This window comes from Streptomyces cyaneus, from assembly GCF_004028635.1.
GTDB classification, from domain to species: Bacteria; Actinomycetota; Actinomycetes; order Streptomycetales; family Streptomycetaceae; genus Streptomyces; species Streptomyces cyaneus.
The window spans coordinates 55,323-69,930 of the sequence record NZ_RQJW01000004.1 but is presented as its reverse complement, the minus strand read 5'-3'; the positions used below and the strand labels follow the sequence as shown (position 1 = coordinate 69,930).

Genomic DNA, 14,608 nt, shown 5'->3' with positions numbered 1-14,608 from the left:
TGAGCGCCGCATCGGCCTGTTGGCGGCAACCGGCCCAGCCGAGGAGCGACTTGTCCGCTTGCACTCCCCGATCGGCCTGGACCACGCGCCCGCACGCCCGAGGAGACAGCGGTCTCCATTACAGCGGGGACCATCGCCGCCCAGCCCAAACGGGACACCGGCCTGCCCCTTTGGCACGGCACCGGCCCCATCCACCGTCCTGCGCAGGCCCTGCCCCGGCCTGACGACGGCGCAACGACCCACACGCATACGACCTGACTCGCACACAGAATTGAAGAGGGGAACTGGAAATGAACCTGCGACGGAACATCTCGCGTCGAAGGATGATCGAAGGGGCGTCGGCCGCGGCGCTTGTCACGGCGGCTGCGGCCACTGTGCCTGCTGCCATGGCCAGTCCGGAGGCGGCAGCGTCCGGTCCGGGGCTGCCGAGGGGCAACTGGCGTATCGATACCCACGCGCACTACTCCCCCGACGTGTACAACGACTACCTGAAGCGCTACGGCCTGCTCGGCGCCATTACCGGGGCGTACGGTCCGTGGTCGGTCGATCGGCACCTGGCCTTCATGGACCAGTACCGGATCCAGGCCAGCGTCCTGTCGTTCGGCGACCTCCAGGTCACCGTCGGCCCGGTCGACGACCGGCGTGCCACCGCCCGCGCGGTCAACGACTACGCCCGCGACCTCGTGCAGACGCGTGGTGACCGGTTCGGGATTTTCGCGGTCACTCCGATGCCCGACATCGAGGGCGCGGTGGCCGAGGTGGACCGCGCGCTCGCCGACCTGGATCTCGACGGCATCTGCCTGCTCACCAACTACAAGGGCACCTACCTGGGGGATCCTTCCTTCGCGCCTCTGTACGGGATCCTCGATGACCGCGGTGCCTACGTCTACGTCCACCCGACGGGTCCGGAGGTGAACCCGGCTCCGAAGCTCTGCTTCGGCCCCGACATCCCGGCCGGGAACAACGTCTTCGAGTACACGTTCGACGCGACCCGTGCGATGACGAGCCTGATCTACAACGGTGTTCTGCGGGACTACCCGAACATCCGCTGGCACTTCACGCACTGCGGCGGGGCGCTGCCGTTCCTGGCCTACCGGCTCGCGACCCGGCACTCGGCCTTCCCGCCGTTCAACGAGGTGCTGCCGGAAGGCCCCCTCACGTACCTCTCGCGGATGTACTTCGACGACGCACAGGCGTTCACCGCCGCGCAGTTGCAGCCGCTGTCGTCGCTGGTGCCCGCCGACCACATCATGTTCGGCAGCGACTGGCCGGCGACCCGCCACCTCTACGCGGCCGACAACGTCGAGACGATGCCCTTCCTCAAGGGCAGCCTGCCGCTTCCCAAGGCAGGCGACCCCGAACCGACCGTCGACGAGATCTACAACCGGCGCCAGCGGATCGCTCTCGAGCGGACCAACGCCCTCGAGCAGTTCCCGAAGCTGCGGGCGCGTATACGCCGCTCCAACTCGCGCTGAACCGCGACCGCACACCAAGCCCGCCGCCCCGCTGCCCCACCGACCTGGCGCGGGCGGCGCTCTGTGCAAAAGGTCGGCACCGGCCGACGGTAGAGGCCATCGACGCAAACCGGCGTCGGCGGCCGGGCGAACGCGGCCCGCTGGATGGGAGCCGGTTCCCGCCCGGTGACGTGCGCGACCTCGCCGACCGCCTCATGGAGCTGCTCGACGACCCGGCGGCCCGGCGCCGGATGGGCGAGGCCGGGAGATCGTCGCCAGCCACGACATGCACCGTACGCTGGCCCCATTCGAGGCCCTCTACCTCCACGCCGCCGGTCACCCCGCGGCCACGACGGCCCTCCCCCTTCCCCTCCCCGCCTCGGCGATGGAAAGCGAGCACGATGAGCACGCAGCGCGTTCTGGTCGTCGATGACGAACCCAAGATCCGCATGACCGTGCGCGGTTACCTGGAGGCGGACGGGTTCCACGTCATCGAAGCCGCGGACGGACCGTCCGCCCTGCAGGCCGTCACCCGCGACCGGCCGGACCTCGTGGTGCTCGATGTGATGCTCCCCGGGCTGGACGGCTTCCAGGTCCTGCGCCGCATCCGGGAGGCGAGCCAGATACCGGTGATCATGCTCACCGCCCGGGACGAGGAGGTCGACCGGCTGATCGGCTTCACCACCGGCAGCGACGACTACGTCACCAAGCCGTTCAGCCCCCGCGAACTGGCACTACGGGTGCGCGCCATCCTGCGGCGCACCGACAGCCGGTCCGAGGCGGCCCACGAGGACGGCGTGCTGCGCTTCGACGGACTGACTGTCGATCCCGAGACACGGACCGTCCTCGTCGACGCCGGCCGGACAGTGGAGCTGTCCGCTCTCGACTTCGATCTGCTGTTCGCGATGGCCCGCGCACCGGGACGGGTCTTCACCCGGCGCGGACTGCTGACCCAGGTGTGGGGCGAGGACTTCTTCGGCGACGAGCGCGTCGTGGACGTACACATCCGCACGCTGCGGCGCGCGCTGGGCGACGACGCGAGCGCACCCCGGTTCGTGGGCACCGTCCGCACCATCGGCTACCGGTTCATCGGGAGCCCCGCCTAGCGGCCAGGAAGGACACCCGCCCATGCCGCCCTCCCCCTTCCCGGCCTACCACAGGTGTCGTGCGCGGCTGCGCCGACTCCAAGAGCGTCTGTCGCTCCGCAACCGGCTGGTGCTCTCGCACGTCACGGTGCTCCTGTTGGCACTGCTGGCCATGGCGGCGATCAGTGCGCTGATCGAGGTGTGGCTCGGGCTTGACGACGTCGAAGGCGACGTGGTCCTGCAGGTGGGCCTTTTGTTCGGAGTGGCCGCGGCTTTCCCGGCGTCCGTCGCCCTGTCCCGGTTTCTGCTGCGTCCGCTCGACAGGGTGCGCGCCGCCACGCACCGGCTCGCCGAGGGACACTACGACGACATCCTCGAAGTCCCCAGCGAGCCGGGCCTGGCAGCGCTGGTCGAAGACGTCAACACGCTGGCGGCAGCCCTCGCCGACACCGAACGCCGCCGCGCCCGGCTGATCTCCGAGGTCGCCCACGAGATGCGCACCCCCATCACCCTCCTACGCGGCCAGATCGAGGGCATGGCCGACGGAATCTTCATCCCCGATGAGGCAATGTTCGCCTCCCTGGCCGACGACCTGGACCGGCTGCAGCGGCTGGCGGGCGACCTCTCCAGCCTGTCCCGGTCGGAGGAGGGCGCCTTCGATCTTCACCGCAAGCCCACCGACGTGGCCGCGCTGGCACGGACCACAGCCGAGCGACTGCGCACCCAGTACGACGACCAGATGGTGACCCTCGTCGTGGACGCAGGCACACCCGTCGTCGCCCCCTGCGACCCGGACCGGATCACCCAGGTCCTGGTGAACCTGCTCGGCAACGCACTGACCGCATGCGATCGGCACGGGCATGTGGCGCTGTCCGTGCACGGCGACCCGCATCCCATGCACCACGTCGTCGTCCGCGTCATGGACGACGGCATCGGCATCGCCGAGCACGACCTCGAGCGCATCTTCCACCGCTTCGAACGCCTCCAGCGTCCCGGCCGACCCGCTGCCGCCGGCGGCAGCGGCATCGGCCTGACCATCGCCCGGGGTATCGCCCGCGCTCATGGCGGAGACATCACCGCGGAATCCGCTGGGCTGGGCAAGGGAGCAACGTTCACCCTGCGCCTACCGCAGGGACCCGCCCCCGAGGGCGACACGCCTGAGGTATCCCACTGACACCCACATGTCGCCGGCACGGAGGCAGGTCCCCGGGGAACGCGCCGTCAGTGGTCACCCTGCTCGAGCACGGCGAGCTACGACGAGCGTCACCCCACGGTCGCTGCCTCCGACGGCGGCGTACCGCGGTCGTGGTACAGGCAGTGACCGCCGTGGGGCGACGCAAAATCCGACCGCCTTGCAAGAACCTTGAGGCCTAAACAACCGGAGGTGGATCGTGATCGAGGTGAAAGACCTCAGTAAGAGGTACGGGGACAAGCTCGCGGTCGACGCGCTGAGCTTCACCGTGCGTCCTGGAGTGGTGACGGGATTCCTCGGGCCCAATGGGGCGGGCAAGTCGACGACGATGCGGATGGTCATGGGACTGGACCGCCCGTCGTCCGGAACGGTCCGCGTCAACGGCCGCCCCTACGAGCAGCACAAGGCCCCCCTGCAGGAGATCGGGGCACTGCTGGAGGCGAAGTCGATCCACCCCGGGCGCTCGGCATATCAGCACCTGCTCGCGTTGGCGGCGAGCAACGGCATCGGCAAGCGGCGGGTGCTGGAGGTGATCGACATGGTCGGTCTGACGGAGGTGGCCCGCAAGCGGGCGGGCGGCTTCTCGCTGGGCATGGGGCAGCGGCTGGGCATCGCCTCGGCACTGCTCGGCGACCCGCACATCGTCATGCTGGACGAGCCGGTCAACGGCCTCGACCCCGAAGGCGTGCTGTGGATCCGCAACCTGCTGAAGGACCTCGCCGACCAGGGGCGGACCGTCTTCGTCTCCTCCCACCTGATGAGCGAGATGGCGTTGATCGCCGAGGACCTCATCGTGATCGGGAAGGGCCGGCTGCTGTCCGCGGGTCCGCTCGCCGACTTCGTCGCCCAGGCCTCCAACCGGAGCGTACGGGTGCAGTCGCCGCAGGCCGCGTCCCTGCGTGACCTGCTGGTGGGTGACGGCGTCTCGGTCACCAGCAGCCGGCCCGGCGTGCTGGACGTCCAGGGGCTGGAGTGCGCCGAGATCGGTGAGCGCGCCGCGGCAGCCGGCCTGGTGCTGCACGAGTTGTTCGTTCAAGAGGCGTCGTTGGAGGAGGCGTTCATGGAGCTGACCCGCGACTCCGTCGAATACCACGCCACCACCGCCGAGTTCGCCACCGCCGGAAGGACGAACCGATGAGCAGCACCGCCCTCGACGCACAGAACACGCAGGACCCGCAGAAGACGACCGGGACCGCCGGTCGCCGTGCGGGCGGTCAGCGGGTGACCTTTCCGCGGGTCGTCCACATGGAATGGATCAAGCTGCGATCGCTGCGCTCGACGCTCTACACGCTGGCGATCACCGTGGCCCTTGTCGTCGGCCTCGGGCTGCTGTTCAGCAGTGTGGTCGGCTCGGGAGACGGTCCCGGACAGGATGATTTCGGTGACCCGACCTCGATCAGCCTGGGCGGGGTGACGCTCGCCGCGCTGGCCGTGGCGGTACTCGGGGTACTGATGAGCGCCGGCGAGTACGCCACCGGGTCCATCCGCGCCACGCTGGCCGCGGTCCCCTCACGCCTGCCGGTGCTGTGGGGCAAGGTGATCGTCTTCGCCGTGGTGAGCTTCGTGCTCATGTTCGTCGCGGTCCTGGGGGCCTTCCTCGCCGGTCAGTCGGTCCTGTCCTCTCGCGGTCTGGACACCACCGCGCTGTCCGACCCGGGGGTGTTCCGGGCGCTTGTCGGCGCGGCGGTCTACCTGACCGGTGCCGGGCTGATCGGCTTGGCGGTCGGCGTCCTGCTGCGCAACACCGCCGGGACGATCACCCTCGTGGTGGGCGCGCTGTTCGTGGTGCCCGGCCTGATCCAGCTCCTGCCGAGCAGTTGGAACGACGCCATCGGCCCGTACCTGCCGTCGAACGCGGCGAACGCGGTCATGTCCGTGCAGACGGCCAGTGACTCGCTGTCACCCGGGTCCGGGCTCGCGGTGTTCGCCGGATACATTGTCGTGCTCCTGGCAGGCGCGGCCGTCGTGCTCAAGCGACGCGACGCATGAGCCCGGTTACCGCGCACAACCCGCCCACCCGCTCGTACGCCTTCAGGCGTGAGGACGGACGGCCGCATCCGCCCGAACCAAGGATCCGTACAAAGGAACGGTGAAGCCGTGATCGGACCGGCGTCGCTGCGGAGGATGACCAGCGCCCACCCGCGCCTGCTGGATGCCGCCCTCGCCACCCTCGTGGGCGGTGCCGGGATGCTGCCCCTGCTGTTCGGACGGTGGCCCGACGGCGTACGACCGTCAGGAGCTGACGCCGTCGCCGCGGCGGCAGCGTTCCTGCTTGTGCTGGCCCGCCGCCGGGCACCACTGCCCGTCCTGGCGCTGACAGTGCTCGGGGAAGTGGCCTTCACCGTCCTCGCGTCGTATCCGTCGCGGGTGCTGAAATTCGCCGCGTTGATCGCGGTCTACACCGTGGCCCGAACGGTCCGCCGGCGGACCGCCTTGGTCGCCGTCTCGGCCACTGCCCTCGCCCTGTACGCCGTCATCACCTACGCGACGGATTCGGCCACCGGCCCGGAGGCCGGCGCCGTGTTCGCCTGGACCGGGATGTTCGCCGCCGTCGGAGCCACCGTACGCACCTGGCACGACTACGCCGCCGCGATGGAGGAGCGAGCGCTGCGGGCGGAGGCGAGCAAGGAAGAAGAGGCCCGCCGCCGCGTCGCCGAGGAGCGGCTGCGCATCGCCCGGGAGCTTCACGACGTGATCGCCCACCACATCGCCCTGATCACCATTCAGGCGGGCGTCGTCGGGCACTTCCTGCGTGACCGGCCCGACCAGGCCGAAGTGGCGCTCGGCCACATCCGCGACGGCGGCCGCACGGTCCTGGACGAACTGGGCTCGCTGCTGCACGTACTGCGGCAGTCCGGCGACGAGACGGACGAGGCGCAACCGACCGAACCCGTGCCCGGCCTGTCCCGCCTCGGAGGGCTCCTCGAATCGCTGACCGCCGCCGGGCTGAGCGTCCGCCACCGGCAGTCCGGCCACCCGCGCCCCCTGCCGACCGCCACCGACCTGGCCGCCTACCGCGTCATCCAGGAGGGGCTGACCAACGCCCACAAGCACGGCTCCACCGCCGAAGCAGACCTGCTCGTCGACTACGGGACCGACGAACTGCGCATTCAAATCACCAACCCCCTACACTCCGGCCCGTACCCGGCATCGGCCGCGCTGGGCACCGGACACGGGCTGACGGGCATGCACGAGCGCGCCCACGCGGTCGGCGGCAGCCTCCATGCCGCAGCAGACGCCGACGGTCGTTTTCACCTCGATGTGCACCTACCGCTGTCGGCAGCCGGACCACCGACCGACACGCGCACGTCAGAACGGTCCGGCACGGCCCTGCGCGCGTCCGACGCCAACGGGAGGCAGGGATGACCATCCGCATTCTGCTAGCCGACGATCAGGCCCTCGTCCGCACCAGCTTCCGCATGATCATCGAGTCGGAGCCGGACCTGGAAATCGTCGGAGAGGCGGCGACGGGCGGCGAGGCGGTCGGACTGGCCCGCAGTACCCGTGCCGACGTCGTGCTGATGGACATCCGGATGCCCGACATGGACGGCCTCGCCGCCACGCGCGCCATCTCGGCGGACGAAGACCTCGCGGGCGTACGCGTGCTGATCCTGACGACCTTCGAAGCCGACGAGTACGTCTTCCAGGCGCTGCGTGCCGGGGCCAGCGGGTTCCTCGGAAAGGGCGTGGAGCTCTCCGACCTCCTCGACGCCATCCGGCTGGTCGCCCGCGGAGAGGCGCTGCTGTCGCCCAAGGCGACCAAGGCACTCATCGCCCACTACCTGGCCACTCCCGACATGACGAACACTCCGGCGCCGCATCTGACGAGCCTGACCGAACGCGAACGCCAGGTGCTCGTCCTGGTGGCCGCCGGCCTCTCCAACGACGCCATCGCCGAACAGCTCCACATCTCGCCCTTGACCGCCAAGACCCACGTGAACCGCATCATGACCAAGCTCGGCGTCCGCGACCGCGCCCAACTCGTCGTGATCGCCTACCAGACCGGCTACGCCCACCCCGGTGCATGACCGACCGCACTGATCTCCGCAGTGATGGAGATCGCCGTCTCCTCGGGCGTACGGGCACCGATGCCCAGGCCGATCGGTGAGTGCAGACGGGCCAATCGGCCCTCGGGGACGCCGGCTTCCCGGAGCAGGTCGATGCGGTGCTCGTGAGTGCGTCGCGAGCCCATGGCGCCGACGTAGCCGACGGGGAGGGACAGTGCCCGACGCAGCAGGGGGATGTCGAACTTGGCGTCGTGAGTGAGGACGCAGACGGCGGTGCGGGCGTCGGTCCCGGTGACGGCCAGGTAGCGGTGGGCCAGTCGACGACGACTTCGTCGGCGTGCGGGAAGCGGGCGGTGGTCGCGAAGACGGGGCGAGCGTCGCAGACGGTGACCGAATAGCCGAGGAATCGGCCGGCCTGGCTGAGGGCGGCGGCGAAGTCGACGGCACCGAAGATCAGCATGCGGGGGCGGGGCGCGTGGGTGTGGACGAGCACGGACAGCCGCTCGGGGCATGTGTCGGCGTCGCCACCGACCTCGATGCGGGCTGTGCGGCCCGCCCGCAGGAGCGCGCGGGCCCCTCGCCAGGGACGTGAAGCGTACGGCCGACGAGCTCGTCGGGGCCGTCGGCGACATGGGCCAGGGCGTGGGACGCCCCGGCTGATGGGGAGGCTCGGACAGCACATCGAGAAATGCGTGCAATTTGCAAACTCACAACTTCAGCGAAGAAAGAAATATCCGGCACTCGTCGGAATTCATCCGGCCGGAGGCGTAAAGGAACAGACCATCGGCCACTACGCCGAGAGGCTCGCTGAGCACGGATTCGTCACCGTCGTCTATGACTCCTCCTATCAGGGAGCGAGCTGTGGCGAACCCCGCCTCCTGGAAGACCCGACGACGCGAGTGGAAGACGCTCGCTGTGCAGCCGACTTCCTCACCGCTCTTCCGTTCGTCGACTCCGAGCGAATGGGGGTCTTCGGCATGCCGAGCAGATCGGAACGCTGGAGGACATCAACGAAAGCACGCCGGACCTCCTACGCGAGGGGTACGACTACTACAGGACACCGCGAGGTCAGCACCCCAATTCGAAGGGCCGTTTCCTGCTGACCAGCATGGACAAGATGTTCGCCTTCTCGGCGTTCGATCAGATCCCGGACGGAGTTCGTCTCCGACGAACGGCGACAGCGAACTGCCGGAATCGCTTACCCGGAGGACGGTAGGCAGGGGAAAATTTCTTACCCCTCACAGCGCGCTCATCCGATGCAATGCTCGGTCACACACCGCGCAAAGACTTCCGAGGAGCCAGATCGCCATGTCCCATTCCGGCCGCCCCACGCTCGCCATTGCATTTCATTCGGGCTACGGCCACACGGCCGTCATCGCCGAAGCCGTGGCGCGTGGCGCAGCGGAAGCCGGCGCCGAGGTGATCTCGATCTCCGTCGACACCATCACCGACGAGCAGTGGGCACAGCTGGACGCCGCGGACGCGATCATCTTCGGTGCCCCCACCTACATGGGCACCGCCTCCGCCGCCTTCCACACGTTCGCCCAGGCCAGCACCAAGCGCTGGTACCCCCAGGCCTGGGCGGACAAGCTCGCCGCGGGCTTCACCAACTCCGGCGCCAAGAACGGCGACAAGTCGTCCACCCTGGGCTACTTCGCCACCATGGCCGCCCAGCACGGCATGCACTGGATCAGCCTGGGTCTGCAGCCGGGCTGGGCATCCACCACGGGCAGCGAGGACGACATCAACCGACTCGGCTTCTTCATGGGCGCCGGCGCCCAGAGCCCGACCGACGCCGGCCCGGAAGCGGTCCACAAGTCGGACATCGCCACCGCGGAGCACCTGGGTGCGCGCGTCGCGCGCCAGGCTGCGATCTTCCGCGCCGGACGTACTGCCCTCGCCGCCTGATCGCAAGGCTTTCTTCCCCGTATCCGATCCACCACCCCCCTCAAGGAGCGACCCATGTCCGACTCCCCGCACCTCGCCCTCATCCGTCGGCTGTACGAATCCGGAATGGCCCCGGAGGTCACCAACGAGGTCATGGCCCCGGACCTCGTCTGGGACATCACCCCGGGCTTCCCGAACAGCGGCGTGTACCACGGCTGGGACAGCGCGGCGAAGGACTTCTTCGGCAGGACGATGCCGAACTACGAGTCCTTCGGCGCGGTGCCCGAGGAGTTCTACGCGGACGACGAAGGCCACGTCTTCGTGTACGGGCACTACCACGCCGAGACAAAGACCGGGAACAAGGCCGACGTCCGGTTCATCCACCTGTGGACCGTCCGTGACGGCAAGGCCGTGAGCATGCGGCAGGCGGCCGACAGCCACATCCTCCAGGAAGCCCTCAAGGGCTGACACCATCACCGGGAGACCAGTAACCATGGCGAAGATCCTCTTCGTGATCACCGCGTCCGACCACTGGACGCTGGCCGACGGAACCCGGCAGCCGGCCGGCTTCTGGGCCGAGGAAGCAATCGGTCCGTACCAGGTCTTCAAGGAGGCCGGATACGAGATCGCGGCGGCGACACCCGGCGGTGTACCGCCCACGGCGGACGCGCTCAGCCTCACCGCGGACTTCAACGGCGGCGAGGAAGGCGCGCAGCGCATGCGCACCGCCCTGCGCGAGGCGACCGAGCTGGCGCACCCGATGCGCATCGAGGACGTGAACATCGACGACTACGTGGCCGTCTTCTATCCCGGCGGCTGGGGCCCGATGGAGGACCTGCCCGACGACGCCGCCTCCGGCAAGCTGCTGACCGAGTGGCTCGCCTCCGGCAAGCCGGTGTCCCTGGTGTGCCACGGCCCCGCGGCGCTGCTGGCCACCATCGGTCCCGACGGGACGTCTCCGTTCGCCGGCTACCGCCTGACCGGCCTCTCCAACGCGGAGGAGAAGCAGAACGGTCTCGCGGACCGCGCGAAGTGGCTGCTGCAGGACCGCCTCGTCAACGAGCTCGGGGCGGACTACCGCGAAACCGAGCCGTTCGCCCCGCACGTCGAGGTCGACCGCACCCTGTACACCGGCCAGAACCCGGGCTCGGCCGTTCCGCTGGCCCAGGAGCTGCTCAAAGCACTGAGCTGACGACTCCGCTCCGCGCTCGCTCGGCGGCCCGGTACGCATTCCGGGCCGCCGAGTCCTCTTCCGCGTGCAGCCATAAAGGGCGGAACCGGTACGATCTCCGTGTGTCAATCGAGCTGACGTAGGCAGCATCACACCCCGTCACAAGGCCGAGCTTCTGTGCGAGGCTGGAGATCATGAACCGCAACCCCCATCTGAACGAGCTGGGTGAGTTCCTCAAGGCCCGCCGTGCCGAGCTCAGTCCCTCCGAGGTCGGGCTCCGCGGAGGTCAACGGCGGCGCGTGAGCGGTCTGCGCCGCGAGGAAGTGGCCCTTCTCGCCGCGATCAGCACCGAGTACTACACGCGCATCGAGCAGGGCCGCCTCCAGGCATCGGCTCCCCTGCTGAACGAGATCGCCCAGGTGCTCCGCCTGAACGAGGACCAGCGCACCTACCTGTTCGAGCTCGCGGCGAAGCAGACGGTGCGCCCGCTCACGTCGGACGATCGCCAGCGGGTGGACCCGCAGCTCCAGCGCATGCTGGACGACCTCACCGCCACTCCGGCCTTCGTCATCGGCCGGCGCACCGACATCCTCGGCTGGAACCAGCTCGCCGCCGCCCTGTGGACCGACTTCGGGCGCTACCCGGAGCAGGAGCGCGTGTTCATCCGGCTGCTGTTCACCGAGCCCTGGATGCGCGAGCTGTACGCGGACTGGGAAGAGGTCACCCGGCTGGCCATCGCGCAGCTGCGCATGGAGAGCGCGCGCTACCCCGGCGAACCGCGCCTCGCCGCTCTGGTCGAGGAACTCTCCGCCCGCGACGCACAGTTCCGGCAGTGGTGGACCGAGCATGACGTCGCGATGCGGGGCAAGGGCATCAAGAAGCTTCGTCACCCGGTGGTGGGGGAGCTGACGCTCGACTGGAACACGCTCACGTGCGGCACGGACCCCGAGCAGCACATCATCGTGTGGAACGCCGAGCCCGGTTCCCCTTCCCACGACGGGCTGCGCCTCCTGGCCTCCTGGGCCGTGGACCAGAAGCGGACGGCATCCGACACCGTCGGTTGAGTCCTTTCTCGGTACAGGCGGCGACCTCCGGCGCCTTCGCCAACCCCTGGTTCATCGCGAACGCGGCCTGCGGCCTGGATTTCCTCCCCGCTCCTCGACCTGAGCAGCGTCCTGTACGGCGAGAGTGTGGGCCTCGGCAACGGCCAGCTCGACTTGGTGTCGGTCAGTCCGCCAGCAGTACGAAGTCGTACGAGACCTTGCTTCCGTCGACCTTGGTCACGGACACCAGGATGCCCTGCTTCTTTCCGTCCTTGGCCGTCACCGTGCACGCGACGCTGTCGAGCTGCCGCGCCTTCAGACCTCCGGCGCAGCTCACGGCTTTCGGCTTCCGCTGGACCAGTGGCATGGCGTAGTTCTCGCGGACCTGCTTCTCGACTTCCGCCTGGGGCACGGTCGTCGTGGAGCCGACAGTGCTGGTGGATTCCGTGCTCAGCAGCCGGGGTACGGCCACGAAGGCCAGGCCGCCCACGGCCACGGCGGTGGCCGTCACCAGGGACACAGCGATGTACTTCACGATTCTCTCCTGGGGATGCGTTGCTGTGGTGAAGCTGTCACCAGGAGAGTGACCCCGCCGGGGGTGGCGTCGCTTCGGCCCGTCGGCCGATAGCGGGCTGCCGGGGTCGGCCTGGAGGCCGACCCTCGCGTCAGGCGGACGGGGCCTGGCGTTCGCGCACAGTGCCGGTGTCCCAAGCCCAGGCGGCGATCTCGACGCGGTTGCGGACGCCCAGTTTGTCCTTGATGTTGGCCAGGTGGGTCTTGACGGTGCCCAGGGACAGGTACAGCTCGTCGCAGATCTCCTGGTTGGTGCGGCCCACCGCCACCAGGCGGGTGACGTCGCGTTCGCGCTCGGAGAGCGGGCTGGGGGCCGCGGGCGCCGGCTGCTGCCCGGCGAGGTGTTTGAGCAGCCGGACGGTGACGGCGGGAGAGACCAGGGCGTCGCCGCGGGCGGCGGAGCGCACGGCCTCGATCAGCAGGTTGGTGGCGGCGTCCTTGAGGAGGAAGCCGCAGGCGCCGTTGCGCAGGGCGGTGTGCACGTAGTCGTCCTGGTCGAAGGTGGTGACCACGACGACGCGCAGGGGGTCGGAGACGCCCGGCCCGGCCAGGGCGCGGGTGACCTCCAGGCCGTCCAGCTTGGGCATGCGGATGTCGACGAGGCACACGTCCGGGCGCAGCCTGCGGGCGAGTTCGACACACGCGGCGCCGTCGGCCGCCTCGCCGACGACCTCCAGGTCGGGCTGGGCGCCCAGGATCAGCCGGAAGCCCGTGCGGACCATTTCCTGGTCGTCCGCGATGAGCACGCGCGTTTGGGCCTCACCGTTTGCACCGCTCGCCGCGTTCGTGCCGCTCATGCGGGTGATCCTGCCACAGCCTCCAGGACCGGGAAGGTGGCGGTCACGCACCAGCCGCCGTCCGGGGTCCGACCGCTGGTGAGGGCGCCTTCCACGGCCTCCACGCGCTCGCGCAGCCCGACAAGGCCGAAGCCGCCCCGGCCGCCGACCGGGGCGGTGGAACGTACGGCCGGGGCCGCGTTGCGCACCTCCACCCGCAGCAGGTCACCGCCCGTGCGCCGGTCGAGTCCGAGGCGGACGGCCACGTCCGCACCGGGGGCATGGCGGCGTACGTTCGTCAGCGCCTCCTGCACCACACGGTGGACGGAGGTCTCCACCTCGGGAACCAGCCGGACCGCGCGCACCGGGTCCGCGACGTCCAGCCGCGCCTCGGTGCCGTCCCCGGAGAACGCGGAGACCAGACGGTCGAGTTCGGTCAGTATCTCCGCCGGGCGCGCGCCGTGATGGTCTTCCTCGCGCAGCACCCGCACCAGGCGGCGCATGGAGTCCAAGGTTTCCCCTCCGGCCCGTGAAATGCCCTCCAGCAGGGGCTTGATCTGCTCCGGCGAGGTCTCCTGGACCGTCAGCGCGGCGTTGGCGTGCACGATGATGCCGGTGACGTGGTGGGCGACGAAGTCATGCAGATCACGGGCCAGCTCCATGCGCTCGTTCTGTCGTACGGCGTCCACGGCCCGGGCCCGGCGAGCGTCGAGCAGCCGCAGGTAGCAGCCCAGGCCCACGGCCGCGCCGACGGCGACGGTCAGGAGGTAGGAGGAGGAGATAACCTCGTCGCTCGTGCCCGTGCGCAGCGGCAGGGAGATCACCGCGACGCCGAGTGCCGCCGACAGGGCCACCGCGGTGGCGGGCCGCTCGATCCGGCGCGTGGCACGGGCGAGCAGGCCCAGCAGAGCCACTGTCTCCAGCATTCCCCAGGCGTACTCCTGCGGGGCGAAGACGAGGTGCCACACGGTGAGGACGAGCGAACCCGCCGCGGTTGCCCCGGCCCGCAGCTCCGGGCCCGGGCCGCGGTCGGGCAGGAGCAGGACCACGGCGGTGAGCAGACCGAAGGCCAGCAGGACCGGCCGGAATGGCCAGTCGCCTGGGTCGCTGCTGATCAGGTCGAGGAGCCACAGCACGGCCAGGCAGCCGACGAGCAGGCCGGTGAGCGACCGCCGGAGGCGCGGCGAGAGCGGTGTATCGAGTTCCACGGTGTGCAGCGTACGGATGGTGGGGCCGAGGAGGGCATCGGCCCGCGGGCCGATGCCGGTCGCCCGGGACCGGCCCGGTGGCCGAGGACGGGCGCCCGGGTCCGGCGGGATCGTCGACGCATGCAGATTCTCACTGTTCTCGGATTCGCCCTGGCGTCCCTCGCCGGGCTGTGTTTCGTGCTGTGCGCCCTCGTCCCCATGGAGTGGGCCCG

The 14,608-nt window shown here is 69.7% G+C and carries 14 protein-coding genes and 1 pseudogene; 11 read left to right on the top strand and 4 right to left on the bottom strand.

Annotated elements, in window-relative coordinates; genetic code table 11:
* Positions 1-386 precede the first annotated feature (386 nt).
* The 7 genes from EHO50_RS15645 (at position 387) to EHO50_RS15615 (ending at position 7,759) form a co-directional block, all read left to right on the top strand.
* Positions 387-1,475, top strand: coding sequence for an amidohydrolase family protein (locus EHO50_RS15645; RefSeq protein ID WP_164904858.1), 1,089 nt, complete (start codon positions 387-389; stop codon positions 1,473-1,475).
* A 380-nt stretch (positions 1,476-1,855) separates the two neighbouring features.
* A complete protein-coding gene (locus EHO50_RS15640; RefSeq protein ID WP_128430774.1) occupies positions 1,856-2,560 on the top strand; it encodes a response regulator transcription factor in 705 nt (234 codons plus the stop codon).
* Between the two features lie 22 nt (positions 2,561-2,582).
* Complete coding sequence (locus tag EHO50_RS15635) at positions 2,583-3,713, top strand: sensor histidine kinase (protein ID WP_164904857.1); 1,131 nt, start codon at positions 2,583-2,585, stop codon at positions 3,711-3,713.
* 217 nt (positions 3,714-3,930) lie between these two features.
* Positions 3,931-4,869: an ABC transporter ATP-binding protein gene (locus tag EHO50_RS15630; RefSeq protein WP_128430773.1), complete on the top strand. Its 939-nt coding sequence runs from the start codon at positions 3,931-3,933 to the stop codon at positions 4,867-4,869.
* The gene (locus tag EHO50_RS15625) at positions 4,866-5,720 is read left to right on the top strand and encodes an ABC transporter permease (RefSeq protein WP_128430772.1); all 855 of its coding nucleotides are present in this window, start codon (positions 4,866-4,868) and stop codon (positions 5,718-5,720) included. The genes EHO50_RS15630 and EHO50_RS15625 overlap by 4 nt, the downstream gene beginning before the upstream one ends.
* A 108-nt stretch (positions 5,721-5,828) precedes the next feature.
* The gene (locus EHO50_RS45635) at positions 5,829-7,097 is read left to right on the top strand and encodes a sensor histidine kinase (protein ID WP_128430771.1); all 1,269 of its coding nucleotides are present in this window, start codon (positions 5,829-5,831) and stop codon (positions 7,095-7,097) included.
* Positions 7,094-7,759 carry a response regulator gene (locus tag EHO50_RS15615; RefSeq protein ID WP_128430770.1) on the top strand — a complete coding sequence of 222 codons (666 nt, stop codon included), beginning with the start codon at positions 7,094-7,096 and terminating at the stop codon, positions 7,757-7,759. The genes EHO50_RS45635 and EHO50_RS15615 overlap by 4 nt, the downstream gene beginning before the upstream one ends.
* A gap of 5 nt (positions 7,760-7,764) precedes the next feature.
* On the opposite strand, the pseudogene EHO50_RS45030 reads toward EHO50_RS15615, so the two are convergent.
* A pseudogene (locus EHO50_RS45030) lies at positions 7,765-8,398 on the bottom strand (XdhC family protein); the annotation flags it as partial.
* Between the two features lie 648 nt (positions 8,399-9,046).
* On the opposite strand from EHO50_RS45030, the gene EHO50_RS15600 reads away from it, so the two are divergent.
* From EHO50_RS15600 to EHO50_RS15585, 4 genes are all read left to right on the top strand, one after another.
* On the top strand, positions 9,047-9,646 hold the full coding sequence (locus tag EHO50_RS15600) for a flavodoxin family protein (protein WP_128430769.1): 600 nt from the start codon (positions 9,047-9,049) through the stop codon (positions 9,644-9,646).
* A gap of 54 nt (positions 9,647-9,700) precedes the next feature.
* Positions 9,701-10,093: a nuclear transport factor 2 family protein gene (locus tag EHO50_RS15595; RefSeq protein ID WP_128430768.1), complete on the top strand. Its 393-nt coding sequence runs from the start codon at positions 9,701-9,703 to the stop codon at positions 10,091-10,093.
* 25 nt (positions 10,094-10,118) lie between these two features.
* Positions 10,119-10,817: a type 1 glutamine amidotransferase domain-containing protein gene (locus EHO50_RS15590; RefSeq protein ID WP_128430767.1), complete on the top strand. Its 699-nt coding sequence runs from the start codon at positions 10,119-10,121 to the stop codon at positions 10,815-10,817.
* Positions 10,818-10,990: 173 nt separating this feature from the next.
* Positions 10,991-11,860: a helix-turn-helix domain-containing protein gene (locus tag EHO50_RS15585; RefSeq protein WP_128430766.1), complete on the top strand. Its 870-nt coding sequence runs from the start codon at positions 10,991-10,993 to the stop codon at positions 11,858-11,860.
* Between the two features lie 163 nt (positions 11,861-12,023).
* Here the strand turns inward: EHO50_RS15585 and EHO50_RS15580 are convergent, their stop codons facing one another.
* The 3 genes from EHO50_RS15580 to EHO50_RS15570 form a co-directional block, all read right to left on the bottom strand.
* Positions 12,024-12,374 carry a DUF4333 domain-containing protein gene (locus tag EHO50_RS15580; protein WP_164904856.1) on the bottom strand — a complete coding sequence of 117 codons (351 nt, stop codon included), beginning with the start codon at positions 12,372-12,374 and terminating at the stop codon, positions 12,024-12,026.
* Between the two features lie 130 nt (positions 12,375-12,504).
* Positions 12,505-13,209 (bottom strand): response regulator, encoded by a 705-nt coding sequence (locus tag EHO50_RS15575; RefSeq protein ID WP_128430764.1) that lies wholly within the window; start codon positions 13,207-13,209, stop codon positions 12,505-12,507.
* Positions 13,206-14,396 (bottom strand): sensor histidine kinase, encoded by a 1,191-nt coding sequence (locus EHO50_RS15570; protein ID WP_128430763.1) that lies wholly within the window; start codon positions 14,394-14,396, stop codon positions 13,206-13,208. Before EHO50_RS15570 ends, EHO50_RS15575 begins: the two co-directional genes overlap by 4 nt.
* Between the last annotated feature and the right edge of the window lie 212 nt (positions 14,397-14,608).

What these genes read in the sequence shown, in the direction of transcription:
- EHO50_RS15645 (WP_164904858.1), top strand. Translation starts at nt 387, where the DNA reads ATGGCCAGTCCGGAGGCGGCAGCGTCCGGTCCGGGGCTGCCGAGGGGC.
- EHO50_RS15640 (WP_128430774.1), top strand. Translation starts at nt 1,856, where the DNA reads ATGAGCACGCAGCGCGTTCTGGTCGTCGATGACGAACCCAAGATCCGC.
- EHO50_RS15635 (WP_164904857.1), top strand. Translation starts at nt 2,583, where the DNA reads ATGCCGCCCTCCCCCTTCCCGGCCTACCACAGGTGTCGTGCGCGGCTG.
- EHO50_RS15625 (WP_128430772.1), top strand. Translation starts at nt 4,866, where the DNA reads ATGAGCAGCACCGCCCTCGACGCACAGAACACGCAGGACCCGCAGAAG.
- EHO50_RS15615 (WP_128430770.1), top strand. Translation starts at nt 7,094, where the DNA reads ATGACCATCCGCATTCTGCTAGCCGACGATCAGGCCCTCGTCCGCACC.
- EHO50_RS15600 (WP_128430769.1), top strand. Translation starts at nt 9,047, where the DNA reads ATGTCCCATTCCGGCCGCCCCACGCTCGCCATTGCATTTCATTCGGGC.
- EHO50_RS15595 (WP_128430768.1), top strand. Translation starts at nt 9,701, where the DNA reads ATGTCCGACTCCCCGCACCTCGCCCTCATCCGTCGGCTGTACGAATCC.
- EHO50_RS15590 (WP_128430767.1), top strand. Translation starts at nt 10,119, where the DNA reads ATGGCGAAGATCCTCTTCGTGATCACCGCGTCCGACCACTGGACGCTG.
- EHO50_RS15585 (WP_128430766.1), top strand. Translation starts at nt 10,991, where the DNA reads ATGAACCGCAACCCCCATCTGAACGAGCTGGGTGAGTTCCTCAAGGCC.
- EHO50_RS15575 (WP_128430764.1), bottom strand. Translation starts at nt 13,209, where the DNA reads ATGAGCGGCACGAACGCGGCGAGCGGTGCAAACGGTGAGGCCCAAACG.